Source organism: Psychrobacter sp. I-STPA6b (assembly GCF_020662265.1).
Lineage (GTDB): Bacteria > Pseudomonadota > Gammaproteobacteria > Pseudomonadales > Moraxellaceae > Psychrobacter.
On record NZ_VEWM01000022.1, the window covers coordinates 22903 to 49634 of the forward strand.

At 41.2% G+C, this 26732-nt stretch carries 25 protein-coding genes and 2 tRNA genes; 16 read left to right on the forward strand and 11 right to left on the reverse strand.

Annotated features, from left to right (window positions below; translation table 11 throughout):
• Nucleotides 1-38: 38 nt before the first annotated feature.
• Entirely contained in the window at nt 39-1997 is a 1959-nt protein-coding gene (locus FHK88_RS03165) for a M61 family metallopeptidase (protein WP_227429340.1), read from the reverse strand.
• Nucleotides 1998-2351: 354 nt separating this feature from the next.
• Here FHK88_RS03165 and FHK88_RS03170 point away from each other — a divergent pair, with 354 nt between their 5' ends.
• The 8 genes from FHK88_RS03170 (at nt 2352) to FHK88_RS03205 (ending at nt 9321) form a co-directional block, all read left to right on the forward strand.
• Entirely contained in the window at nt 2352-2834 is a 483-nt protein-coding gene (locus FHK88_RS03170; RefSeq protein ID WP_227429341.1) for an FKBP-type peptidyl-prolyl cis-trans isomerase, read from the forward strand.
• A 276-nt stretch (nt 2835-3110) separates the two neighbouring features.
• A complete protein-coding gene (locus tag FHK88_RS03175; protein WP_227429342.1) occupies nt 3111-3905 on the forward strand; it encodes an ABC transporter ATP-binding protein in 795 nt (264 codons plus the stop codon).
• 444 nt (nt 3906-4349) lie between these two features.
• Entirely contained in the window at nt 4350-5141 is a 792-nt protein-coding gene (locus tag FHK88_RS03180) for a transporter substrate-binding domain-containing protein (protein WP_227429343.1), read from the forward strand.
• Nucleotides 5142-5286: 145 nt separating this feature from the next.
• Nucleotides 5287-6126: a transporter substrate-binding domain-containing protein gene (locus tag FHK88_RS03185; RefSeq protein ID WP_227429344.1), complete on the forward strand. Its 840-nt coding sequence runs from the start codon at nt 5287-5289 to the stop codon at nt 6124-6126.
• 418 nt (nt 6127-6544) lie between these two features.
• Nucleotides 6545-7288 (forward strand): ABC transporter permease, encoded by a 744-nt coding sequence (locus FHK88_RS03190; RefSeq protein ID WP_227429345.1) that lies wholly within the window; start codon nt 6545-6547, stop codon nt 7286-7288.
• Between the two features lie 11 nt (nt 7289-7299).
• Nucleotides 7300-8025, forward strand: a complete 726-nt coding sequence (locus FHK88_RS03195) for an ABC transporter permease (RefSeq protein ID WP_227429346.1) — start codon at nt 7300-7302, stop codon at nt 8023-8025.
• Between the two features lie 63 nt (nt 8026-8088).
• The gene (locus FHK88_RS03200; protein ID WP_227429347.1) at nt 8089-8742 is read left to right on the forward strand and encodes a fumarylacetoacetate hydrolase family protein; all 654 of its coding nucleotides are present in this window, start codon (nt 8089-8091) and stop codon (nt 8740-8742) included.
• Between the two features lie 168 nt (nt 8743-8910).
• Nucleotides 8911-9321, forward strand: a complete 411-nt coding sequence (locus FHK88_RS03205) for a nuclear transport factor 2 family protein (protein WP_227429348.1) — start codon at nt 8911-8913, stop codon at nt 9319-9321.
• 197 nt (nt 9322-9518) lie between these two features.
• Here FHK88_RS03205 and FHK88_RS03210 read toward each other — a convergent pair whose 3' ends face one another.
• From FHK88_RS03210 to FHK88_RS03235, 6 genes are all read right to left on the reverse strand, one after another.
• Entirely contained in the window at nt 9519-11378 is a 1860-nt protein-coding gene (locus tag FHK88_RS03210) for an ABC transporter ATP-binding protein (RefSeq protein WP_227429349.1), read from the reverse strand.
• A 174-nt stretch (nt 11379-11552) separates the two neighbouring features.
• Nucleotides 11553-13400, reverse strand: coding sequence for an ABC transporter ATP-binding protein (locus FHK88_RS03215; RefSeq protein WP_264480588.1), 1848 nt, complete (start codon nt 13398-13400; stop codon nt 11553-11555).
• Between the two features lie 343 nt (nt 13401-13743).
• On the reverse strand, nt 13744-14181 hold the full coding sequence (locus FHK88_RS03220; RefSeq protein WP_227429350.1) for a hypothetical protein: 438 nt from the start codon (nt 14179-14181) through the stop codon (nt 13744-13746).
• Between the two features lie 15 nt (nt 14182-14196).
• The gene (locus tag FHK88_RS03225) at nt 14197-14406 is read right to left on the reverse strand and encodes a hypothetical protein (RefSeq protein ID WP_227429351.1); all 210 of its coding nucleotides are present in this window, start codon (nt 14404-14406) and stop codon (nt 14197-14199) included.
• A 209-nt stretch (nt 14407-14615) separates the two neighbouring features.
• Nucleotides 14616-15089, reverse strand: a complete 474-nt coding sequence (locus FHK88_RS03230) for an SMI1/KNR4 family protein (protein ID WP_227429352.1) — start codon at nt 15087-15089, stop codon at nt 14616-14618.
• Between the two features lie 173 nt (nt 15090-15262).
• Nucleotides 15263-16243, reverse strand: a complete 981-nt coding sequence (locus FHK88_RS03235) for a helix-turn-helix transcriptional regulator (RefSeq protein WP_227429353.1) — start codon at nt 16241-16243, stop codon at nt 15263-15265.
• 540 nt (nt 16244-16783) lie between these two features.
• Between FHK88_RS03235 and FHK88_RS03240 the strand changes: the two genes are divergently transcribed.
• Entirely contained in the window at nt 16784-17572 is a 789-nt protein-coding gene (locus FHK88_RS03240) for a hypothetical protein (protein ID WP_227429354.1), read from the forward strand.
• A gap of 271 nt (nt 17573-17843) precedes the next feature.
• On the opposite strand, the gene FHK88_RS03245 is transcribed toward FHK88_RS03240, so the two are convergent.
• Nucleotides 17844-18806 carry an Hsp33 family molecular chaperone HslO gene (locus tag FHK88_RS03245; RefSeq protein ID WP_227429355.1) on the reverse strand — a complete coding sequence of 321 codons (963 nt, stop codon included), beginning with the start codon at nt 18804-18806 and terminating at the stop codon, nt 17844-17846.
• A 284-nt stretch (nt 18807-19090) separates the two neighbouring features.
• On the opposite strand from FHK88_RS03245, the gene tilS reads away from it, so the two are divergent.
• The 3 genes from tilS (at nt 19091) to FHK88_RS03260 (ending at nt 22381) form a co-directional block, all read left to right on the forward strand.
• Entirely contained in the window at nt 19091-20761 is a 1671-nt protein-coding gene (gene tilS / locus FHK88_RS03250; RefSeq protein WP_227429356.1) for a tRNA lysidine(34) synthetase TilS, read from the forward strand.
• A gap of 152 nt (nt 20762-20913) precedes the next feature.
• On the forward strand, nt 20914-21738 hold the full coding sequence (gene proC, locus FHK88_RS03255; protein ID WP_227429357.1) for a pyrroline-5-carboxylate reductase: 825 nt from the start codon (nt 20914-20916) through the stop codon (nt 21736-21738).
• A gap of 85 nt (nt 21739-21823) precedes the next feature.
• Nucleotides 21824-22381: a YggT family protein gene (locus FHK88_RS03260; RefSeq protein WP_227429358.1), complete on the forward strand. Its 558-nt coding sequence runs from the start codon at nt 21824-21826 to the stop codon at nt 22379-22381.
• Between the two features lie 122 nt (nt 22382-22503).
• On the opposite strand, the gene FHK88_RS03265 is transcribed toward FHK88_RS03260, so the two are convergent.
• Nucleotides 22504-23310 (reverse strand): hydroxymethylpyrimidine/phosphomethylpyrimidine kinase, encoded by an 807-nt coding sequence (locus FHK88_RS03265; protein WP_227429359.1) that lies wholly within the window; start codon nt 23308-23310, stop codon nt 22504-22506.
• A 194-nt stretch (nt 23311-23504) separates the two neighbouring features.
• On the opposite strand from FHK88_RS03265, the gene FHK88_RS03270 reads away from it, so the two are divergent.
• The 4 genes from FHK88_RS03270 to FHK88_RS03285 all read left to right on the forward strand — a co-directional run bounded on the left by FHK88_RS03270 (nt 23505) and on the right by FHK88_RS03285 (nt 25372).
• A tRNA-Ser gene (locus tag FHK88_RS03270) sits at nt 23505-23595 on the forward strand.
• A 179-nt stretch (nt 23596-23774) separates the two neighbouring features.
• A tRNA-Arg gene (locus FHK88_RS03275) sits at nt 23775-23851 on the forward strand.
• Between the two features lie 245 nt (nt 23852-24096).
• On the forward strand, nt 24097-24714 hold the full coding sequence (locus FHK88_RS03280) for an RDD family protein (RefSeq protein ID WP_227429360.1): 618 nt from the start codon (nt 24097-24099) through the stop codon (nt 24712-24714).
• Between the two features lie 178 nt (nt 24715-24892).
• Nucleotides 24893-25372 carry a hemerythrin domain-containing protein gene (locus FHK88_RS03285; protein ID WP_227429361.1) on the forward strand — a complete coding sequence of 160 codons (480 nt, stop codon included), beginning with the start codon at nt 24893-24895 and terminating at the stop codon, nt 25370-25372.
• Nucleotides 25373-25499: 127 nt separating this feature from the next.
• Here FHK88_RS03285 and panD read toward each other — a convergent pair whose 3' ends face one another.
• The gene (gene panD / locus FHK88_RS03290) at nt 25500-25880 is read right to left on the reverse strand and encodes an aspartate 1-decarboxylase (RefSeq protein WP_227429362.1); all 381 of its coding nucleotides are present in this window, start codon (nt 25878-25880) and stop codon (nt 25500-25502) included.
• 157 nt (nt 25881-26037) lie between these two features.
• On the reverse strand, nt 26038-26622 hold the full coding sequence (gene pth, locus FHK88_RS03295) for an aminoacyl-tRNA hydrolase (protein WP_227429363.1): 585 nt from the start codon (nt 26620-26622) through the stop codon (nt 26038-26040).
• Nucleotides 26623-26732: the final 110 nt, after the last annotated feature.

Consider the following 26732-nt stretch of genomic DNA (forward strand, 5'->3'; position numbering starts at 1 on the left):
TTACGCTTAGCTATTTTTTTACTTTTACCTAATCGCTTTTACCTAATATAGTTAAGCCACGTCTGCCAACCATCTTTTTGTAAGCTCAAAGTCACCTTATCTAAGCTAGGATTGGCGGTTTGTCCTGACTCAGTTTTGGCAGGCACATTTAAGGTTAAAAGCTCATCTCGGCGAAAGGCATGGCAAGTGATATTGCCATCTTCATTGCCAGTTTCCAAGTTAGCTTGTTGACGCTCGGCAACCCGTTGTAGTTGTTTTTTATTGGCTTTTAGCCCATCAATGGCAATGATGACATCATTTGCTGATAGCCCTGCTTGACTTGCAACACTGTCACGTAAGACTCGGGCAACTTTTAACCCCATTGCCGTTTCTTCAACTCGAATGCCCCACGGCAGTTGATTTGTTTCATCATCTGTTTTGTCATGATTTAGACTCACACCATTATTTTGCAATAATCGCTGTAAGGGCAGTTCACTGACACCATTAATATAATGCTCAACAAAATAACGCCAGTCGGCAGGGTCAATAAATTGATGAATCACCTCCGCAAGATTGCTATCTGTCATACCAATACGGCGGTTATCTTGCTGTTTGGCTTGCGTATAAAAGGCTTTGACCACATCAAATAAGCGATATTTACCCTCGCTTAGCTCAAGTAAGGTCAAGTCCAGACATAAGGCAACCAATGCCCCTTTGTTATAGTAGCTAATACCTGCATTGCCTGTATTTTCATCGCTACGGTAGAGTTTTATCCATGCGTCAAAACTTGAGTCCGCCACACTTTGTTGGGTACGTCCATGCGTTTGTTGATAGCGGTTGATTTGCCCTGCCAGCAGTTTTAGATAACTATCAGGGCTGATAACACCTGAGGCTTGTAGCATAAAATCATCAATATATGAGGTAAAGCCTTCAAATACCCATAGCAAAGGCGTGTAAGCCTCAGCCCGTAAATCCACTTCCATCATCACATCAGGGCGCACGGTTTTTACCCACCACGCATGAAAATATTCGTGACTACATAAGCCCAAAAAGCGTTGGTAGTTCTCGGATGGCTCGCTTGGCTCATTGGTTTTGGGCAAATCATCTCGGGGGGTAATCAGGCTAGTGGAGTTGATATGCTCAAGCCCGCCGTAGTCATTGCCACTGGCATAAGTCAAAAAGGTATAATCACTAAATGGTGCGTCACCAAGCCAGTTAAGATAGCTTTGGCAAATTTTGGTGACATCGGTTTGCAGTCGCCCTAAGTCGGCATGGTGTGTGCCTGAGATAAAAAAGCGGTGCGGTAAGGTGCTTTGCTGATTGTCATTGATGATAAAGTGAAACTCATCTTGTTTGGCGATTTCAAAAGGATAATCAATCAAATGCTCATAGCTATCCGCTTGTAGATGATAGTGCTGTTGGTCATTGTTACTAGAATCAGAGCTTTGCAGGTGGGTATAAGGTAAGCCACAAGCAAATTTGATATCATTTTTATTAATATCACTGTCTTGGCTATCATCAGACTGATTAATATTAAATTGATAAAAGCTCTTGGGTACGCTTAAAGTGACATTAACCGCTTGTTGTTCTTGCCCTTCAATGGCAAGTGCCAATGAGGTAAAGTTACCAAACAGGCGAAACTGGTCAACATAAGCGGTACGCACCGACAAATCATAGCTGTACACTTCATAATGCACACTGACACTATCACCTGCTTGTACGTTGGTGAGTAGCCATTCATTTTTGCTGATTTTGGGGGCAAGGTGGGTGGATATTTCGGTTTTGTCAGAATCAGTATTAAAGTTATGATAATGCACCGCAGTGATATGACGAGAGAACTCACGCATCAGATAGCTACCGGGAATCCATGAGGGTAGCCACAATACTGGACTGTCAGTATCCGCAATAAAGGTGAGGGTGACATCAACCAAATGCTGAGTAAATCGCTCAAAGCTGATTTGGTAGTGGGGAGTTTGGTTGGCTGTTGCTTGGGGATTATGGGAGGTTTGTTGTGTCATAGCTCATTATCTTAAGTTTGTATGGATACTGGTAATTTTAGAAACTAAAAGTGTGTCTTTTATCAATTCTAGTAGATTTATTGCTAATTTTTTAGTGTTTTTTCTTGAAACTCATCATAATCATCACAATTAATAGCAGTAATTAGGATAGATTGCTGTATGATATATATGATATTAGGTATCTGAAGATACCCTATCTTATTCATGCTTACCTGCCATAAAAATAATGACATGGATTCAATGAAATTAGATGGATTCGACGGTTTTTTTTATTATGCAAGTTTAGTATGCTGTAGCTGTATATCAGCACATTCTTAATTTTATCTGAACTTTTTCTCTAAACTAGGATTTTTTATGACGACTATTACAAAAGATACTGCGGTATTATTTAATTATACATTAACTGATGAGGACGGTAACGTTCTTGACCAGTCACAAGGTGAGCCATTAGCGTATTTGCATGGTCATAACAACATTATTCCAGGTCTTGAAGCACAGCTTGAAGGTAAGTCTGCTGGTGAAAAGCTAAAAGCTGTTGTAGAGCCTGCACAAGCTTATGGTGAGTATCAAGAGCAAGCAGTACAAGAAGTACCTCGTGAAAACTTCCAAGGTGTTGAAGATATTCAGCCGGGTATGCAGTTTCAATCACAAGCAGGCGGTCAGGTGATGTTAGTGACAGTTAAAGATGTTCAAGATGATGTTGTCATCGTTGATGCAAACCATCCACTAGCTGGTAAAACCTTGACTTTTGATGTTGAGATTGTCGAAGTACGTGCAGCTACTGAAGACGAGCTAAGCCATGGTCATATCCACGGTGCAGGTGGTGTTCAACACTAATCCTTGATTAGTACCCTGTTTTATGTTTGTTATATAATGACTATACAGTAGCATATATCAGGTACTTAATTCGTTGCCTAGAATTAGTTACATCAGAAAAGTCAGCATATTGCTGGCTTTTTTAGTATATATACACTGTATGATGGGTAAATTCAGTGATACTAAAATGAGAGACTATCGTTGCCATAAATATATTCCATATTTCAAATAGTCCTATTTTATGAGACAATACAGTGTTTTTACCTTCTTTTTTAGCCAATGGAATCCGTCTACCCCATGCTTGATACCTCACATACTTTAGCCAAACGTCCTGTTGCTCTTGACTTACAAAACATTCATAAAAGCTACGGCTCACTTGAAGTGCTAAAAGGGGTTTCATTGACAGCATATGATGGTGACGTAATTTCAATTTTGGGGTCTTCCGGCTCTGGAAAATCTACTTTGTTGCGTTGTATCAATTTGCTAGAGCATCCAACACAAGGGGCAATTACGGTAGGTAATGAGTCTTTACAACTAGTTGCTGATAAGTCAGGAGAGTTAAGGGCTGCTAATAAGCGCCAACTTGAGCAGTTGCGTGCTAAGGTCGGTTTTGTATTCCAAAACTTTAACCTATGGCCACACATGACTATTTTAAAAAATATCATTGAAGGACCAACACAAGTTTTAAAAATCAGTAAAGACCAAGCCATTAGTGATGCTGAAAAACTATTGGATAAAGTCGGGCTACTTGATAAAAAAGATGCGTATCCTGCTAACTTGTCAGGTGGTCAACGTCAGCGTGTTGCCATTGCCCGTGCTTTAGCGATGCGTCCGCAAGTGCTTTTATTTGATGAGCCGACCTCTGCACTTGACCCTGAGCTGGTCAATGAAGTATTGGCAGTAATGCGAGAGCTTGCCGAAGAAGGGCGTACCATGCTTATTGTTACCCATGAGATGCGCTTTGCTCGAGAAGTCTCCAGCCAAGTGGTGTTTTTACATCAAGGGCGGATTGAGGAAATAGGCACTCCTGAGCAAGTATTTGATAACCCAACGTCACAACGGGTACGCGACTTTATGTCGTCACATCAGTAGTGGCTCATAAGTATTAAAGACTACCTATCGTTTTTTATAGTTAGATATTAGTACAATTGTTATGATTTATCATGCCATGAAAGTCTTCGTGGCATTTTTTATGGTTGTTCATTTTTGTGTTCTAGTATCAAGTGTAGACTCTATAAGCTGGGATATAACGGTAGCTACAGTTAAAGAATGATTCAACAGCGATGGTGTTGTCCTCACTGCTTGTATAACCGTTTCTATACAACTGTACTATTTTGTATTTATTGCTGAAGAAGATGGATAAAGAAGGCAATGGTGTGTTGAGTGGGTGATTTATCATTGTTTTATGACAGTTTAGTGAACTTAATTTATTAAATCGTTTGTTTTTGCAACAGCGCTCAGGTATTATTTTTAGTCATGACACCGACACTGGGGTTTATTGACAGTGGTTTTTTATTTGGATAAGGATTCTATTCTATGTTGAAGTCTAAGGTATTGTGGTCATCATTATTGATGGCTGGTGCATTGAGTATGAGTGCATGTAACTCGGCGACAGAGGAACAGTCAGCATCAGCAACAGCCGATGATGCAGCAAGTGCGAAAAAAACACTTCGTATTGCAACAGAAGGTGCATACCCTCCATTTAACTATACCAATCCTGATGGTAGTTTGAGTGGTTTTGATGTTGAAGTTGCACAGGCTTTGTGTGATCAGATGCAGGCTAAGTGTGAGATTGTGGCTCAAGATTGGGATGGTATCATTCCTGGACTATTAGCTAAAAAATATGATGCTGTGGTTGCAGGTATGTCTATCACACCTGAGCGCTTAGAAAAGGTAGATTTTACAGAGCCTTATTTTGCTAATACGATGGTGTGGCTAGCCAAAGGTGATAGTGGTTTTGATCCTGCTAATGTTAGTGATAAAAACTTAGGTGGACAGCGTTCAACCACACCCGGTACTTATCTACAAGAAAACTACGAAGGTCAAAATGGCAACCATGTTAACTTGTATGATAGTTATGATAATGCTTATTTAGATTTGGCTTCTGGTCGTAATGATGCTGTATTGGCAGAGAAAGTATCTGCAAAAGATTGGCTTAAAAATAATCCTGATTTTGCCATTATTGGTGATGAAATTGACAATAATGACAATATTGCCATCGCTGTACGTAAAGGTGATGGATTAAAAGCAGAGTTTGATCAGGCATTAACTGCTATCCGTGAAAATGGTGAGTTAGCAAAACTTGAACAAGCTAACTTTGGTCAATAAGGTTAATGAGCTTATCTTATGAGCTTAGTTGTACCAGCATATTGTTATCAAGAAAGAATGCAACAATTTTTTATCAGTCAGAGACAAATAGCAAATATATTGATGTTTTGATTTGCTCTGGCTGACCTGTATTAAGGATATTATCATGTCATACAAACTTGCTTTACTTCCTATTACTTTATCAGCACTGCTGTTTGCAGGCTGTAATAGTAGCCAAAATACGGAAGCAACAGATGCACAAGCTTCCCCTGAAGCAACTGCTACTGAAGGACAAGAGATTACCATTGCGACAGAATCTAGCTATAAACCATTTAGCTATACAGACGCTGATGGCAAGCTTATTGGTTATGAGATTGACCTTGCCAATGCACTTTGTGAGCAAATGAAAGCCAAGTGTGAGATTATCTCTCAAGACTGGGATGGTCTGATTCCGGGGCTAAAAGCGAAAAAGTTTGATGCCATTATCGCTGGCATGTCAATTACCCCTGAGCGTCAAGAAGTGGTTGATTTTACGGACCCTTACTTCGAAAATAGTTTGATATTTATTACCAAAAAAGGTGATGATTTAAAAATTGAAGATTTGGCAGACACGGATGGTGTACCAGTGGGTGCGCAGCGCTCTACTATCTCTTCGCAATATTTAGAAGATACTTATCCAAAAGCAGATGTTAAGCTGTATGATAGTCAAGATAGTGCCTATCTAGATTTAACTTCTGGACGTATTCGTGGTTTGCTGTCTGATAAAGTGATTGGTTTGGATTGGTTAAAAACAGAGCCGGGTCTAGACTTTGAAGTAAAAGGTAATGAGATTAATACTGGTGACGATACGATGGGGATTGCGTTACGCAAAGGTGATCCATTAGTTGGTCAGTTTAATGCTGCATTGGCAGAGATAAAAGCCAATGGTCAGTATGATCAAATTGGTCAGTCTTATTTTAATCTAGATAATGCAGACAGTAATACGGCGACAGATACGGCGAACTAAACTGCATTTATAATTGGTGCTAATGTTTAATAGACTCTGCTATTAACATTGATATTTGTATTGCTTAAGTCATCAACTAAAGACGTGTCTAGCAAATGCTGCACGTCTTTTTTATTTATTGATAAAAAATAGATTAAAATTATTTTTAGAGTAGGGGATAGGGCTAGGTTAATACAGTCAATGTAGCTATTTGTTGCAAATATCACCTGTTGTGTTCAGCTCTAGATTAGTAACAAACTTAACAATTATGCTAAAATCGCTGCTCTGCTCTATATATCAATGACAATGCCAGTATTTAAAGCCAGTATGTGCAATTTTTCTTTGAACATATCAGATAAACCATACTGCATTGATCTTTATATATGCTGTGCAAATTCCTTTTGCATTGATACTTTTTCACTCAAGATAGGTCTTCCCCGTGTTTGATTTACAAGGTTTTGGTCATCTCTTGCTCAAAGGTACGGTTGTGACCATTGAGCTGGCTTTAGCTAGCTTAGTCATCGGTCTAATTTTTGGACTACTTGGTGCAACGGCTAAGTTATCGAAGGTATGGATTTTTCGTAAGTTAGCAACGATATATACTTCGACAATGCGTGGTATCCCTGAGCTGCTTTTAGTACTATTTTTATATTATGGTGGCTCTATCATTCTGATGAGTGTCATGTCACGTTTTGGCTATAACGAGTACATTGATATTAACCCATTTATTGCAGGGGTAGCCGCTTTATCTCTGGCTTTTGGTGCTTATGCGACCGAAGTATTTCGCATGGCAATTCAAGAGATACCTGATGGTCAGTGGGAAGCAGCACAAGCCGTCGGTATGCGTCCGATGCAAATCTATTTTCGTATCATCATTCCACAAGTGTGGCGTTTGGCACTACCAGGGTTAGGTAATCTATTTTTGGTACTACTCAAAGATACAGCACTAGTATCTGTTATTGGTTTACATGACATTATGTATCAGGCAACACGTGGTAGGCAGGCAACTCAAGAGCCTTTTACTTTTTATATGGCAGCCGCCGTTCTTTATTTGGGTTTAACAGTGATTGTTACAGGGGTGATGATGTGGTTAGAATGGCGAGCCAATCCTGCCGAGCGTTATAGTAAACGTCTCAAAAACCAAATGAACAAGGGTGTGAACCCACCCACGAGTAAAGTTTAGGAGGCGTTGTTATGGATTGGAGCTGGCAAGTTATTTTTGATTATTTCCCAACATTGCTAAGCGGTGTTCCGCTAACGGTACAGTTGGTATTAATATCAGGTATCTTAGGATTAGGGCTGGGTTTGATACTGGCATTGCTGCGTATCTCGTCCAACCCACTTGTACGTGCATTGCCTTTTGCCTATATTTTCTTTTTTCGTGGTACGCCCCTGCTGGTACAGATCTTCTTAATCTATTTTGGGTTGGGGCAGTTTGATTTTATTAAAGAATCCTTTTTATGGGAGCCTGTACTCAAACAGCCGTTTTGGTGTGCCATCATTGCCTTTACTCTAAACACCAGTGCTTATATTGCTGAGATTATCCGTGGTGCGATTCAATCTATTCCAAAAGGTGAGCTAGAAGCGGCTGATGCTATTGGTATGTCTTATCGTCAAAAGCTGACCCGTATTATGTTGCCACGTGCGTTTGGTATCATGCTACCTGCTTATAGTAACGAAGTGATTTTTATGCTTAAAGGTAGTGCTTTGGCGATGACCATTGCACTAATGGATGTGACTGGACAAGCAAAATACATCAGCTCAAAAACTTACACTCCGATAGAAATATATTTTGCAGCAGGTATTATTTATCTGGTGTTGTCATGGGTGATTTTGCTGACTTTCCGTTTCTTAGAAAAGCGTATGAATCGTCATACCAGCTATGTACCACCAGATGTAGCAACCAGTACCATTCCATAATATAAATCGTCTGATTGGCTATTGATGATATGGCTTCACAGTATAGATAGGGCAGATAAAATAATGACAGATTTGGCGATAGATATCGGTAAAGTAGTGTGCGTGGGGCGTAACTATGTAGCACATGCAGCTGAGCTTGGCAATGAAGTGCCTACTCAGCCATTATTGTTTATCAAACCTGCTTCTAGTGTGTGTGCATTTAGTCAAGCGTCGATTGCTTCTAGTTTTGATGATATCCCACGTAACCATAAATACGATGTGCATTATGAAACAGAGCTGTGTATACAAATTGGTAAAAATCTAAATAATGCCAGTATTAATGAGGTTAAAGACGCCATCAGTGCAGTCACAGTGGGACTGGATTTGACTCTACGTGACTTACAAACCAAGCTTAAAGATAAAGCACATCCGTGGGAGCGGGCAAAATGCTTTGTTGGCTCATGTGTATTAGGTGAGTGGGTCAGTCCTGAGAGCTTTGGCGACTTTACCGATGTGCAGTATCAGCTATATATCAATGACACCTTAACTCAAGATGGTGATACAGCCCTGATGCTGTTTCCTGTGTATGAGCTGTTGGTTGATATTAGCCATGCGTTTGGACTACAAGCGGGTGATGTAGTGATGACAGGTACGCCAGCAGGCGTAGGTATGCTAAAGGCAGGGGATAAGCTAAAGCTAGTACTGGGTGAGTATCAATGGCAGGCAAGTGTGGCGTAGAGCAGGTATAGTTAAGGAGTGACTATATTAGACACCTGTTTTGTTTTAGGATTATACAATCAAAATCAAGATGTATTAAATCAATTTGGTCATACTTTAATAGAAAACTGTTATATTATTGATATAAGACTACTTTTTGTTATCTACAAACCAAGAGAACATTAAAAAATGAAAAACATAGCTGAAAAAATTTATAAAGAGTGGCATGAGTTCGCAAAGACACGACAAACAGAAAATTTAATCGAGTTATATGCCCATAATGCTATTTTTGAAAGCCCATTAGTGCCAATAATTATGAAAAAAAATAATGGTATCCTAAATGGGCGAGATGAAATACTCGAATTTTTAATCGAAGGAACAAAAAGACGACCAAATGAATTAGTAAAGTGGTACAGAACTGACAATTATTTAGTAAATGGAAATACTTTAGTTTGGGAGTACCCAAGAGAAACACCAACAGGAAATCAAATTGATATTTTGGAACTAATGGATATTGAAAATGATAAAATACAGCATCATCGAATATATTGGGGTTGGTTTGGAACTCAAATGCTGATTAAATCAGCAACTAAAAAATAAATAAACACTGGTTAAATTCTATTTTTTACCTTATAGTTAATTATCAATCTTATATTTATCATTTAGCCTGTGCCATTCTTATGATATGTATATGGGCTAAATGGTTATTTACTTTACTTTTAGTATTAGCTTTCTATAAATATATTGCTCAATAATAACTGCTAATCTACCAACTCCAACCTATTTTTACAATCCCATCACTGTCCCTGCAATCCCCACAATTTCGCATAAATCCCTTGTTTTGCCAATAGCTGTTGGTGAGTGCCTTGCTCTGCCACCGTGCCATTATCCAGCACCACGATATTTTTTGCCCCAACAATGGTTGATAGACGATGGGCAACAACAATCACCGTTTTATTTTGTACCAGCACGTCAATCGCTTTTTGCACTGCTCGTTCGCTATGGGTATCTAAGGCGGCGGTGGGTTCGTCCAAAATGATAATCGGGGCATCTTTTAGCAATGCTCGGGCAATGGATAGACGTTGTTTTTCTCCCCCTGATAGATTATTACCAATATCACCGACTCGGGTTTGATAGCCATCAGGCAACTGCTCAATAAAGTCATGACATTGGGCGGATTTGGCAGCCATTATCACTTCCTCATCACTGGCGTCTTGCCTGCCCATACGAATATTAGCAATGATGGTATCATCAAACAGATACACATCTTGAAACACCACCGCCATCAGATGATTTAGCTGTTCAGGCTCAATATTACGAATATCAACCCCACCAATGCTAACACTGCCTTGCTGAGGGTCGGCATATCGCATTAGCAAACGAATAAGGGTGGTCTTACCACAACCTGATGCACCGACCAACGCCGTCATGGCATTGGCAGGAATATCTAGGCTAAGTTGATTTAAAACAGGGGTGTTTTGGTTAGCTTGACTAGCTTGACCAACTTGAATGGGGTGAATGGGTTGAACAGGATTATCGCTATTTTCATACGCAAAACTTACCTGCTCAAAATGCACATTAAAGTTATCAGGCGTTTGTATTGGCTGACGTTGGGGTAATGGCTCAATGGCAAGTAACGCTTGCAAACGGGCATAACCTGACCGCACCATCTCAAAGACACTCATCATACTAATAAAGGTTGATAACGGCTCGGCAAAACGAACCACCGCCACCAAAAGCCCTGCCATCAACATAAGTTGTATATCGCCTTGACTGACCAACCAAAGCCCCAATGCCACAATCAACATCACCCCTAATTCTACCGCAGAGGTTAATGCCAGATTGGGTAAGGTTTCATCTTTCATCGCAGTGATTTGCTCTTGCTCAATATGTTTGACCGTTTGCATATAGCGTGAGGCTTTGTCTTGCAAGCTACCAGTGGCTTTTAATACAGGTAAGCCTTGCAAATATTCCACCGTCTCGGCACTTAGCTCACTTAACACCCCCAACAGCCTTTGTTTATTGGCGTTAAGACGAGGCAACACATAAAAATAAATCGGCAAAATACTGGGAAATAACAACAAAATTGCCACGCCCAACCGCCAGTCGTATGCAATCGCCAATAACCCCACCACAATCGGTGTCACCACCGCCGCAATCAACATAAGTGCCAGCGTCATTGTATATTGAATGACATCATCAACATTGCCTGCAATGGTGGCAGTCAGCTCGCCTGAGCGTTTGGCATACAACTTTTGCAATGGGATACGGCGTAAATGTTGCCCCAATTCACGCCGCATTTTATCGCTGGCAAGGGCAGCATGACCTTTATAATCATAATCTCGGCTAAACCAATCACTGATACTCGATAGCACAATCAATGCCGTCATCACTCCTGCCCACAATAGTAACTGCCCACCATCACGACTTGCCACTGCCAAAAATAGCGGAATAAAACAAGTAAACGCCATACCTCGCAACACCGCCGTTAAAACACTAATGGCAATACAGCGTTTTAATATCGGAGCTTGCTCGCCAGCCGATTGCATGATGATATGCCATAACTGACCAATGTTTGTTTGTGAGGGCGGTAAAGTTTTGGGCGTTGTTGTATTGGCTTGCGTATGGTTATTTTTTAGATTTTGAGAATAAGACATGATGATTGTCCTTATATTGAGTTCATCAAGTTATCAAAAGTATCTTGCCCCCTCCCTGAACCTTCCCCCGAATGTGGAGGGAACTTTCTCCACTCCCTAAGGGAGGGGCTGGGGGAGGGCAAAAAAGAGGAAATATGGCAAAAATAGCGTTCAAACCCCAATTAAATCAGCAGTTTAACAAGGCTCACCAATCTGCCAATGTTGGGCTTGTTGGTACGCCTGCCATAAATCCGCATACGCCCCATCTTGAGCCAAAAGTTGCTGTGGCGTGCCTGCCTCAACCAAATTGCCCTTATCAAACACCAAAATTTGGTCAGCGTCCTGCACACTTGCTAAACGGTGAGCAATCATCAACACCGTTTTGCCCTGCATTAAATTGTGCAATGCTTGCATGAGTAGTGCCTCATTTTCCGCATCAGCAAATGCCGTTGCCTCATCAAGCACCAATATCGGACGGTCTTGCAAAATCGCCCTTGCAATGGTGATACGTTGCCGTTGCCCACCAGATAAACTCGCCCCACGCTCACCGACCAGCGTGTCATAACCTTGTGGCAACGCCTGAATAAACTCATCAGCTTGAGCCAACTTTGAAGCCTGTATCACCTCATCAAGCGACTTATCGGGCAAACCCAAACGGATATTGTCCAAAATACTGCCCGAAAACAAAAAATTATCCTGAAATACAAACGCCACCTGTTGCATCAGCACCTCAGGGGCAATCTCACGCACATCAACCCCGCCCACCTTTACCGCACCACTATCCACGTCCCAAAAACGTGGGATTAAACGAGCCACCGTACTTTTACCTGCCCCAGAGCCACCCACCAAAGCCGTAAAACTGCCACTAGGCACCCTAAAACTGACCTCATTTAACGCATTTTTTTGCCGATTTTCATAACAAAAACTCACCTGCTCAAACACCACCGACCCATCTTGTGGCGTTTGGGGATTGCGACAAATTGGTAACTCTGCCAAATTTTGCACCTCAACAATCCGAGCAATCCCTACCTTCGCTTGCTCAATCAAATGATACAACGCCATATACGGCATAATCGCCTCAGCCATACCCGTGCCCAATAGCAAAATCGCCAGCCACGTATCAAACGCCAACTGCCCATGCCACCACCAATACAGCCCAGCCCATAATATCGCCACCAACGTTGGCAACGGGTGCAACACAATCATCGACAACCGAGATGCCGTCCCCGAGCGTTTCCACCACGTCATCAAAATCTGCAAATAATGGCTTAACGCCTGCTCATAACGCCCAAACGAGGCTTGCCCGCCATCAAACGTACGTACCACAGGCATCGCCTGCACAAACTCAACCACCGCCTGCACCACCTGCTCACGAGCCGAATTATATTCTTTTTGAATATCGACCGACTGGCTCATCACCAGCGACAGCCCAACCATACCCACCACCAGCACCGCCAACGCCACCAAAGCCAACCGCCAATCTATCCATAACATCAACGCAAACGCCAACAATGGCGACGCATACGCCCGAGCATATAACGGCGTACTATCCGCCACAAAAGCGTGCAAATCCTTCACATCATCTTGCAACACCTTAGACAACGCAGACGTTCCCTGCATACTTAATGTCCCCAACGGCAAGCGAGCCAAATGCTCACTTAACTGCTCACGTAGCACCACCTCTAACCGAAACGCTGATAAATGCGACCGCCTAAACGCCAAGCCCCGAAACAAAAACCCCAGCACTACAAAGCCAACTGCCCACCAAAACCAATGCCACTGCACCACAGCGTCCGCCGAACCAATCCCAAAATCAGCACCAGAACCAGCAAAGGACGAGCGAAACAAAAACGCCAACGCCAGCATTGCCCCCAACGAACACGCCACCCCAAGCACCGCAAATGCCATCGCCACATAAATTCCTGACTTCACTGGCTCAATGATTTGCCAATGTGAAGGGGATTTTGCAGATGGTTTTGAAGGATCTTTTGATGAATTATTTGATGGTGGTTGGGAAGATTTTGTTGTTGTGGACTGGCTCATATCATCACCTACAGTTATTATTCTAAATAACCATTCTACAGGTAAATGATATTTATTCTCAATAAAACCATCATGGGCAATTGGGAAAAATGATGGGGGAAATGGGAAAAGTTGCTACAATATAGTGGGGTAGCATGATTAGCATATTTTATACGTGCTAATAAAAATAAATGGGAAGTAGATGATGAAAAGCAGGATTATAGTAATACCAGTTTCAAAAGAAGCAGAGAAAAGACTGGATTGTGACTACTACTACCTTCATAATCCATGAAATCATCATGAATTGTCCATACTAATGACCTTAATATATAGGGGATAAGGGGGAGTTTCTAGTTTATGCTTATTATGTAACTATACCTATAGTAATCATTTTTAGCCTTTTAGAGCCTTCAAACTCAAAATGAATATATTTATTTTTGTCTATGTAATATTTTATATAGTTATTTATCATTATATCTGGATTGCCAATTGATTTTATTATTGAGTCTTTATCATGAATGTTGATAACATTATCAAATAGTCTATTAATAAAATAATACTGGCTATATTTTTTTACTTTAACTGCATATATAAATATAGCCTTAAGAATTTTATCTTCAAAACTAAATTCAATCCCATTGTCTAAAAACATATATGTATCGTACTCTAATCCGTCAATACACATTGAATCAATTATAAAGTTAGTTCCGGGTAAAACCATCGCATCTAAAATACTAGAATCACCTTCTGACTTACCTACACACTTTAAAAAAACTTCGACCTCACCTGTTGGATTTTTCATTCAACCTCAATCTCCTTATTTTTTAATATTATCATCAATAAATTTATTTACACCTTTTTTATTATAACCATCATTAGTTGGGTTTGCCCTATGACTGTCTAAACTATATATTTTTGCTTTATAAATATTTTTAGTATCGTTTACTATTTGTGTTGTGGTATTCTTACCTCGATATGTTCTCCCAGCAGTACAAATATCTTTTGCTAACTCTATAAGTTGTAGCATTATTTTACAGTTCTTTTTTTCATTGCTAGTTAATTCATGATCTGGTTCTGTCTATTACCTGACTCTGTGATACTGCTATCTATATTGTGATGTATGATACTTTATTAAAATAAAGGGTAAGCGACTTCTCGTCCTTTACTGGACGAATCATTTGTCCAGTATATTCCTCAGACTAACAAATCCTTTGGTTTCATCTCTTAAATAATTGACTATTCATGTAACATATCCATAAATTCTTCAAAAGAGTCTGCTACATGATTAATCGTTGCATAACTGGTTCCATCATCTTTTTCCTGATAATCATCATGGTAAACAAGAACAACCTTGGGGTTATTACCTGTTGGATTATCTCTATAATCAAAGCAGATATTATCACCGTTTGCACATATACCAAATGCAACTAGATGCGGAGTTCCATAATGCAAAGGATTAGAAACATACTGAGATTCGTAAATATTTTCTAACTCTTCTTCTTTTAGACTTAAAAAGTTTACATCTCTCTCATCAGGTTGATTATAAACATTAGTAAAATCAAAAATATTGTTAACTGGAGTAAGTAAGTCATACTTGCTTACGACACTAATAAAACTTTCTGGTAAACGATATTTAAAACTATCAATAAACTTCTTTATATCCTTGTGACTGATAGGAGGTTCATGCCACATGGGCTTAATATCTTTCATATTGATTTACCCTATTTTATTGAGTTTTGTTCTGAGTGTGGAACAGCTTTTTTATCATGCAATTAACGAAGATTAAGATATATGGCACTATAGATAGCATAGCCCTGTATCGTGATTAATACTATAAAACTGACATGTCACACGATGACAAATACGCCCTATAAACCCACCCCTCACAACTCACTTGGCAAATAACCAAACGCTTTTTTAAAAATCTGACTAAAATGCCCCACATCGCGATAGCCCACATAATACGCCGTTTGCTGAACACTCATACCCTCATCAAGCAATAATCGCAACGCCTGTTGCAAGCGTAACTGGCGGATATAAGTCGCTATTGTCTGCCCTGTGCGTGCCTTAAAGCCCTGTTTTAGGTAACATTCATTAATCCCCACTTGCCGAGCCAACCCCGAAATGGTCAACGGTAAATGATACTGCTCATGGATAATATCGATTACATCATCGACTTTATTTTTAATCAGTAGCGATTTTTTAGTCGTGGTTTGCGTCTGACTTGAAGATGCACCATCAGATGATGGTGATAACAATCGACCACATAATGACAACGCTAAACTCTCTAAGGTCAGCACATCTGTCAACGTATCGCTTGGCTGATTGATAATTCGTAAAGCTTGTAATATCAGTGCAGGCTTGATGGGCAAATCAGACAACAACATCAGACCGCCATCATCACCCCTCATACCATGCTTGGGTAGATTGAGCCAATCGGGTAGGGCAAAGTCCTCTTGCCAACGTAGCAATAATTCTTCGGGGAAATCTAGGCTGACCACTTGCTGACGGCTGTTTTCTTGCCAAGTGGTACAAATCTCACCAAAATTTCCATAACGTCCCCAAATCTGTTTTGGACGTGCTGATATTGTCTGTTTTAGATTACTGGCAGTTAAATCATAATTGGCATCAATTAGAATATGAATCCCAAAAAAACAGCGAAACGGCATACTCTCTTCAACCACGCCAGTACCGTTATAAATATCCCCCCGCCCAAGCAATAAGCCGTTGTTTAAAAAGTGATAATCACCATAGCCCGACCAGTTTTTACGCTTTGGGGCAACCCGAAACGACTGCTGACTGACATCGGTTAATTGCCATGCCCCCAAATCCAGCTCAAAATAATTACTCACTTGATTTAACATGCTCAATCACCGATTAAAAAAGTTTGGATAATAAACTAACCATGTTTTTATACTGTTTTTATACATTGTTCTTATGCGTTTGCTGATGGTTTGTTATTTTACCTATTCTATCCTGTTATCAACTAACAAAACGTGTTATAAAATATTTTAATGTCTTTTAAGTTTTTTATTAGGGTCTGTTGAACATTCACCTTCATAGGAAAAATTGAGATACTGATTTTAGCAAGAAGTGACTTAGTCAAGGCAATGAATGCAGGTAATATCGAGATATTAACAAGTTCATTAACGCAGAATAAGGCAAATTTAGCCAATTTTTACATGAAAGTACAAAATAGCTACATCCCTTTCAGATATTAACCTGACGTGGTGAAAGTTCAGCAGGCCCTAAAGCGTCTATTCAGCAATTTATCAAATTATTTGTTATGTCTGTTGCTTAAAATGACCATAGCCCCTAAATTTAATCAAAAGTCCATAAGCAATAAAAAGTACAGAGCTTGATTGTCTATAACAATGCTTATGACCAATATGAGTAACCACATTATGAAAAAGTATACGATAAAACAGCCGATGCTAAACATGCTAAACATGCTAAACATGCTAAACATGCTAAACATGCTAAACATGCTAAACATGCTAAACATGATAAACAGCCAACCACGCAGACCAGCCGTGATAAAAGCAGGGCTATGTATGCTGGCAGTTGCCATGCCGTTAGCGTTTAGCAGTGCCAATGCTAATACTAACAGTGCTAATGCCAATACCAACAATACTAATACTGCCAATCCAACGTCTACCACTACAACTATCACAAGCAATCTCACCCCCGCAGAGATACAACAAATAGCACAGTTACGCCAACAGCTTGATGCCCTACCAGCGACCAATGACCCGATTGAGGATGATGCACGCTCATTGTTTGCGTTTTTGTTAACAGATAAGCCACAAGGGACGATAGCGTTTAAGACGGTGTATGGCACCGCCTTAAAACAAAAATATCCAGACCTTAGTGAGCAGAAAATCTTAAGATACTGCACTTTGGCACTCAGAGATTTTATGTGGGAAGATATGGTAAAAGATGGACAATTTTTTATACCAAGTCTACTGACGGCTGAACAAAGGGCAACGATAGATGCACAGATGCTAACAAATGGCGACAATACCAGTGACATACGGGGAAGATATAATAGAGAAATGCTCGGAGATATCAGTGTCTATGACACAATAGACCAACACAGGCAGAATGCTGAGCAACACAGGCAGAATGCTGAGCAATACAGGCAAGATACAAGAGAAATAGAAGAGTTTCGTAGAAGAATGGGTTGGGATTAAATAAATGCTTAGTAGTTAGCCTCACTTAGCCACAAAAGTGAATGTAGTGAATGCGGTAAATGCAGTGATTGGGCTGATTGGACTGATTGGAGTGAATGGGATAAAAATAGAGTGAAAAAAGTGTGGTTGTTGTTGTCATGTTTATACAGCTTATTTAGGCTTTGTTGCACTTTTATCCTACTTTTATCCTATTTGCATCCTACTTTTTTCCCACCCACTTTTATCCTACCTTTATTTTATTAAGCCAGTAAAAGGTAAGGCTCAATAGACCCTAGTCATCAGCAAATAAAGCATTTATTTGTGTCTGATTAAAGTGATATAACGCCCCACAAAATCCGCAATCCATTTCAATTCCGCCTTGCTCTACGCAGATATCTAAGGCTTCGGCTTGACCAATCTGGATAATGGCAGTTTGGCACTTTTCTTCTGAGCAGGTACAGCCAAATTGTAATGCCACTGCCTCAGGAACAACGACGTCTTCCTCATGATAGAGGCGATAGAGTATTTCGTTGGCAGTCTCTTGGGTTAGCTCGCTGTCTTTGACCGTGCGTGTGAGCATGGTCAGGCGTGACCATAAATCATCGTCTTCGCTGATGCCTTCATTCAGCTCGGCATCTCTTTTTTCTTCGGCAGTTTGCGGTAGCATCTGTACCAATATGCCCCCTGCTTGCAAGCCATCACAGGTAAGAGAAATTAGGGTCGGGATTTGTGCTGATTGGTATTGATAGTGTGCCAGACAGTCTGCCAGATTGTCATGACCACGCTCAACGATGCCTTGATAGGCTTCCCCTTTTTCAGGCTGGATGTTGATAAATAATACCCCTTGCCCCACTGCACCAAGCTCAGCAAAGGCTTCATTAGCCGTGGTTTTTTGTTGCCATGCGTCCGCTTGTGCATCGGTTTCATGTTTCCAACTGGCAAGCGCACGGATAATACCTGTATTGTCACATTCTGCCATTGCCCAGTTAAGTAGGCTGTCAGGGTCAGAGGACTGGAGCTGTATTGAGAGCCTGCCGTTGATTTTGAGTGTGCCGATAAGTAGGCTTGATGCAGTGAGCATCTCACCAAGTAGGCGTTTGATGGCTTCGGGATAGTCTTTTTGTGCAATGATACTGCCATAACTGCGCTCTAGGCGTACGACATCACCACGAACAGGTGAGTTCTGCACAAAAAAACGCTGACGTAAGTCATTGGTGGCAGGAAGTGGGCTGTGAGTTGCTTGTGTTTGCGTCATAATTTCTCATTCAATGCTAAAATGGTTTTTGTGAAAATATATTTTCAGGAATTAGATATTTAATGGGGCTTTGCTGTCCAGAGTTCAACACAGCTTCATGGTTTTATATGATATAGTCAATTCAAGATAATACTGTTATCAGCAAAACGAGCGTAGGTGTAACAGCTCTTATATTCTTATAAAAGCAGGTACTGCAAGCGACTTTGACGATGTAATAGTTTTGTATTGATTTATATTGAGCCGACTAGCCGACTATAGGTTTTCCAGTATGGGATTGCCAGTTTATGCCCTCCGATGAGGATGCCAATATGACCGAGATTGCGATTTCTCAGATGTATAAAGAGCGCACAGCCATGCCGTTGTTGACAGCATTGCTGGACAGTGTAAAGGCACATCGTCAGCAGTTGCGGGGTAGGCGAGTGTGGCTGGCGTGTAGTGGCGGACGGGATTCGCTCAGTTTGTCAGCCATTTGTCAGCAGTTATATCTGGCGGGGCAGTTGCCATTTTTGCCACAGCTACTGCATGTCAATCATGGCTTGCAGTCTGCCAATGCCACATGGGCGACACAGGTGCAAGCATGGGCGCAGTCGCAGGGATTGCCGTGCCGTGTATTAGAGGCGCAGTTGACAGGAAGCAATGAGCAGTCAGCCAGAGAGGGGCGTTATACTGCCATGATGCAGGTGATGAACCAAGAGGATGTACTTATATTGGCGCATCATAGTGACGACCAAGCTGAGACGGTGCTGATGCGCTTATTTAATGGGGCAGGGGTATCAGGACTGGCAGGTATGCGCACATGGTCAAGCAAAAGCCACGCAGGAAGACACATTTGTCTATGGCGACCGTGGTTAACAGTCAGCCGAGCGCAAATTACTGCTTATGCTCAGCAAGCCAATCTCCCTTATATTGATGACCCGACCAACACATTAGCAGACCCAACACCACAAATAGAAATGAATGCTCAGCGCATAGCAGAGCAAGGTAATGAGCGTGCATGGTTGCGCAGTGTTATTTTGCCACAGTTGCACCAACGTTACCCACAGTTGAGTAATAACATTGCCCGTAGTGCATTATTGTGCCTTGATGCCAGTCAGATAGTCACTGAGCAGGTGCAAGCCGATAAACAGAAGCTAACAGAGCTAGGGCATCGACAGAATCGACAGCTTGCTGACTGGCAAGCAGTGCTGGATATTGAAGCCTTGCTACAGTTGCCATCTGCTCGTCAGTCTGCATTGGTGCATTTATGGCTTACCCCGCAGTGTCAAAATCGTGCTTCTTCATCGGCATTGATGGTGGGATTGCCACCGCCAAAACGTCTGGTCGATGATGTTCTACGGCTGTGTCAGCGTACAGATGGTGACCACCAAACCTGTCTATATTGGCAAAGTGGCACGCAGTCGTATCATATTCGCCGTCATCAAGGGCAGTTATATCGGCTTCGGGCTGAATGGGAAGACTGGTTAGCACAGCGACCAAATGAGCAACAGCTTGTACTAACGCCCCAAAAGTCACAGATGATGGATAGCGTCCTTTTAAAAACTGCCCGTTGTGATAGCATCCAGATAGAGTGGTCTATCCAAGGTATGTCTCAACTGGTCTATCTGACTGAGATATGCGCTCAGTCAAAGCCTAGGGAGATACGATTAAAGTTTGAGCCATTGCCCAAAGACTTGCCATTAAGACTGGCAGGGCGTAAAGGTAGCAAGTCGGGAAAAAAGCTACTGCAAGCACTACATCAGCCCGTATTTTATCGTCCTTCAGTCGTATTATGCTCATTATGTGTGCAAGAAAATACAGAGCAGGACAAAGTAGACAAGTATGATATACAGAAGTGGCAACCTTTGTTTCTTGTCAGTATCACAGGTATTGCAGTTTTACAAAGCGACTATGCAGAGCAGTTAAGCGCATTGGTGCAGTCCCATCAGCTTATTTCACAAGTTGATGCTCACGGTTGATGTTCATGACGAAGTAACCTGCGATATGCTACACTAAACGCCATTTTGACAAGATATCAACTTGGATATGAGTAACGATGTAACCTATGCAATATCTGGTGATATTTTGTTTGATTGTAAAGTTTTTAATATAAACTTAGGGGCAAAGCACTATGTTGGAAGATAAAAAAATCAGCTTTATTGGTGGTGGCAATATGGCTCAGGCACTGATTAGTGGTTTATTGGGCAAAGGCGTGCCACCCAAGCATATCACCGTCGTTGACCCAAACTTGGATAAAAGAGAATATCTACAGAATAAAGGGCTTAATACTGCGACACCAGAAGAATGTATTGCCCAAGCCATTGAAGGTGCGGATGTTGTCGTATTGGCAGTCAAACCGCAAGTGATGAAAAGTGTGGTTGCAGAGTTTGCTTCAGCATTAAATAATCAGTTGGTTATCTCTGTTGCTGCTGGCTTATCAACTCAAAGCTTGAGCCAGATGCTTGGTGGTTATACACAAATTGTTCGTGCCATGCCAAATACCCCAGCAATGATTCAAATGGGTGCAACAGGGCTATATGCCACAGATGATATCAGTAGTGAGCAAAAGCAACTGGCGACAGAAGTGATGGCGGCATCTGGATTGGTGCTATGGGTAGAAGACGAAGCGCATATGCATGCCGTGACCGCAGTTTCTGGCTCAGCCCCTGCTTATATCTTTTACTTTATTGAGTCGATGATTGAAGGTGGCGTTGAGCTTGGTTTATCTCGCAAACAGGCATCAGCATTGGCAATGCAAACCGTATTGGGTGCAGCACAGATGAGCATCACCAGTGAGGATACACCTGAAAAATTACGTCGAAATGTGACCTCACCCAATGGTACAACCCAAGCTGCCATTGAATCGATGCAAAGCGATGAAGTTGGTGCATTGATTCAAAAAGCCATGCAAGCATGCTATACACGTAGTCAGCAGATTAGTGATGAGATGAATTAGTTATCATAATCATGACTAAATATGAACGAAGAAAAAGTTACAATTAATCAAACCAGATGATGAGTAAGCATGAATGGATAGTATTTTGAGTGATATATTTAACATGGTCATTAGGTTTGCCATGTTGCTGATTTTTATACGTTTTATGTTGCAGTTTGCGGGTATAGACCGTCGTAACCCTTATGCAATGCCAGCATATAAAGCAACACAGGTAGTGGATTTGTTTGGGCGTATTTTTCCAACCATCGCCCAAGGTCGGGTCAGTTTAGCGGCGATTGTCTTGATGTTCTTATTACGTCTGATTAGCATCTCTGGTAATGCTGCATTGGGCGGGCAGGGTGTTTCACCAATTGAGCTGTTTTTCTTTGCCACCACCACATTAGCCTTAGACTTTTTAAGTATGTGTCGATATCTGATTATGGGCTCTATCATTATCAGTTGGATTGTGGTTTTTACCCAAAAGATGCACCCCATTTTAGGTATCATCATGCAGTTGGCTGAGCCAATTTTAGCACCGTTTCGTCGGATTACCCCCAATCTTGGTATGTTGGACTTATCACCCATCGTTGCCTTCTTTGTCATCTATTTGGCAGAGATAGTCATACGTACCGTGGGTAGTAATATGATTCCAATGCTTGGCTAATCATACTTAACAATACAATGGATTTTTATAGAGGCGTGGTAATAAAATAGTTACCACGCCTTATTTTATTCTTCAAATCTTGGTTGGTAGGTTATTGCAGACATACCGAATGAAAGACAGTATCAGATAGTTTCTGTATGATGCGCAAAGCGATTGGGTATTAGCTGTGCTTTATCATCTTGTGGATGTGGCACATCAGCATGTGATAAGACATGATGTATCCAGTTATCTGCCTGTTTAACAGCCTCAATCAATGCTTCTCCCTGAGCCAAGCGTCCTGCCAGATAGCTGGCAAGTGAACAGCCAGAGCCGTGAAACTCACCCTGTAATCGAGTCAAAACACTGTGATGTACCATCTCACCATTCACATATAAATATTGGTCAATATCTCCAGTCTCAAAGTCATGTGACGTTTTGACCAATACCGCCTTGACACCCTGAGAGCATAGTTTTTTTGCTGCCATATGTAAGTCTTGCTCACCACTCAAGGCGCGTAACTCGTGAGTGTTGGGTGTTATTAAAGTTGCATAGGGGAGCAACTCTGCAAAGGCAGTAACTAAGGTCTTTTCATCACCAAGACTACCCCCACTATTGGCAACTAACACAGGGTCTAATACAAAAGGTGTCGATGTGGGAATAACGCCTGAGCGAAATAGCTCAGTAAGCATGGTGATATTATCGGTTGAGCCGAGCATGCCTGACTTAATGGCAGCGACAGGTAAGTCATCAAGGACAGCTTGTGCTTGTTGTTTGACTAACTCTGCCGAGCAGGTCTCAAAGCCAAAGACTTGCTGAGAGCTTTGAACGGTAATGGCAGTACATGCCACTGTTGCATGTGCGCCACTTGCACCGATGGCTTCAATATCAGCCTGTAAACCTGCCCCACCAGAGGGGTCTAATCCTGAAAAACACAACACAACTGGACGCATAAATCCTCCTTTGATATAAAGTTTAAAAGTATCTGTTTTCGTATTCTTCAACTATAAAGGTAAAATACCCATATTTACGAGAAGTCATTTATTAGAAATCTTAGCACAACACTTGCAATTTATTTTTGCTTTGTTATAATACACGCCCACAGCATATGATGATATGAGTTAATCATAACAACATAACTGACCACGGTGAAGTGGGTGAGTGGCTGAAACCACACCCCTGCTAAGGGTGCATACGTTAATCGCGTATCGAGGGTTCGAATCCCTCCTTCACCGCCATTTATCTATTTGATGATTTTATCAAGTTATAAATAGACAGAGTGTTATTTATAACGGTTAAAATAAAAAATAGAGTAAAAAGTGGTTGACACAGTGAAAATAATCACTATAATAACCAACTCATTATCCAGTAATCAAAATTAATATTTGATAACAGATAATGAAAATAGCAATATCATGCGCCCGTAGCTCAGCTGGATAGAGCACTTGGCTACGAACTAAGGGGTCGGGAGTTCGAATCTCTCCGGGCGCACCATTTGCTAAATACACCCATCATATATGATGATATTGAATCGCCAGTTAATGACTTCGGCGATTTTTTTGTGTCTAAAAATTATTAGCTCATCATCATACTCTTCAAGATGCACTTGATACGAAGGATTGGTTTCTCTATGCCAGAGTTGCTATAATCCAACGCGTATCAACGCATATAATTTTTCATACCATATAACCCCTTTATCAGGCTATTGATACGCCTGACTCTCTTTTAGGTTACCATCTATGCAGACGTCTCGTAGAAATACATCCGATGAGCCAAAAATTGCTCGTGCTAGTACACGAATGATTGCCATTGTATACGATGGTATGTTGATTTTGGCGTTGCTTTTTTTGGTTGGTACAGTATTAACTGTCATTGGTACAAACTTAACGATGGATATCGGCGTTAACTCTGATGAGGCACAAGAGCTACCAAATTGGTACCAAAACTTGGTGATGACCCCTTCGTTTGTATTAACCTTGATTGGATTTTATGGCGTATTTTGGCGGCGCTCTGGACAGACATTAGGCATGCAAACATGGCGATTAAAAACGGTGACAGCTCAAGGCAAATTACTTGACTGGGGGCAAACTATCAAACGTATTTTATCAGCGTGTGTGATACCTGTACTGTGTGCCATCGTTGCTGGTTTATTGCATGGTTTTTCTAGTGAAGCACGGGCAGCCATGTTAAGCAGTGCTTTTTTTGGATTAATTTTTAACTATGCCTTTTGTCTGTTTAATCGGCGCGGATTGGCAGTGCATGACATATTATCCAATACCGTGACCTTGAAAATGCCAAAAATTCAGCATGAAAGCTTATGGCAATCCTTTAAAAATCGCAAAAAAAAGAATAAATGATGTCTGGCAGCTCATAGACTATCGCATGTGATAGCGCTTAGCACTAATATAAATAAGAATGGCTTGCGTTACTCACACTTTCACATAAAACTGAAGTAATGTCATGACAGTGTTTATTGTGTAAATCAGCTATAGTATCTTTTTTAGCGATATATTCTAGCGAAGAGAGGAAATAGCCATGAATAAGCAAGCCAGTGTTGATTTAGAACAAGATATTTTTGCAGCATTGATTGCCAATCACGAAGTACAGCGTGATATGTGTGAGCAGTTAGAAAGTGAGCAAGATTTCCAAAAGCGCAAAGCCATATTTTCTGAGCTAAAGCTAGAGTTACATGCCCATGCTGCCGCTGAAGAGCGTCATTTGTATATCCCTGTGATGCAACATGATGAGGGCTTAGAGTTATCTCGTCATGCCATTACAGAGCATCATGAGATGGATGAGCTGATTGAAACCTTAGAAGATGGACGAGTCGGGCAAGAGACTTGGGATGAAGCATGTGCCAAGCTGATTGATAAAGTGCGCCATCACCTCAAAGAAGAGGAAGATGAGTTTTTCAAACAAGCCAAAAAAATCCTCGATACAGACTTACAGCAGCGTTTGGGTGCATTATATCAAGTCGAGCATGAAGAATACGAAAAAGCACATGCCAGCGAGTAAGTAAGCAGTTGTAGCCTTACCACATGTATTTTAGGTAGGGATATGAAGAGCATAGGTGAATAACAGCAAAAAAGCCATTTACTAAATAAGTAAATGGCTTTTTAATTGGGAGCGTACAAAATGTCGTTTAAGCCACTTGTACAGGGATGATATTGGCAGTATCTTTCACTGTATTGTCTTCATTGCAATAAACCAGCTTTGGCTTATGGTTATCTGCTTCAGCTTCATCAAGCTGTGCATAGGCACAGATAATCACAATATCACCAAGGTCAGCCATATGTGCCGCAGCACCATTTAAAGAGATGATACCTGAGCCAGCTTCAGCACGGATGGCATAAGTACGAAAACGCTTGCCATTATTGACGTTATAGATGTCAATAGACTCATTTTCTTTAATGCCAGCCAAATCTAAAAGATTACCATCAATGCCACAAGAGCCTTCATAATGGAGGTCTGCATGAGTGACACGGGCGCGATGTAGCTTGCATTTGAGCATGGTAAGTAACATAAGGGTTTCCTTGATAGGGTACACAAAGAGTAGTAAAACAATAACACGATGTGGAAAAGTGGTGGTAGTAACTTCTTTATGGGGGTAGCATTTGAGATTTAAAGTCATTTGCTACTATCATCATTATACATCATGATAGGCTTGGTGGACTGTGGTACTAATCTGGAAGCTTAAAGCCGTTAATGTGGTTGCGTGCTTTTTCAATATCACCGCTGATAAGTAGCGATAGTGCATCATGAGCAGCATCTAGGGCAGAATTAATGGCAACCTGATCATCAGGTGATGGCTTTGAAAGAACATGACCACTGACTTTGGACTTATGACCTGGATGCCCAATACCGATGCGTAAACGATGAAAATCATTGCCAATATGTGGTGTGATGTCACGCAGTCCATTATGACCTCCGTGTCCACCCCCTGTTTTTAGCTTAATGCTACCAGCAGGAATATCTAACTCATCATGCGCAATCAAAATTTGGGTATTGGCAATATCATAAAAATTTACCATTGGTACAACAGACTGTCCGGACTTGTTCATAAATGTGACGGGCAATAATAAGCGCACATCATGGTCAAAAATCCGCCCACGTCCAGTCAGCCCGTGAAATTTTTTGTCGAGTGATAAGTCAATATTAAACTTATCTGCCAGTTGCTCGACAAACCAAAATCCTGCATTGTGACGAGTCTGTGCATATTGTTGCCCTGGATTGCCTAGACCAACGATAAGTTTTAATGGTGACATGCTGACTTCCAAACGAAATATTTTTATAAAAGGTAGATACAACTAAAGGCATATCATATCCATATGCCTTTAGTGGGGTCAAGTATGAGACTTGACCAAGATAAAACGAC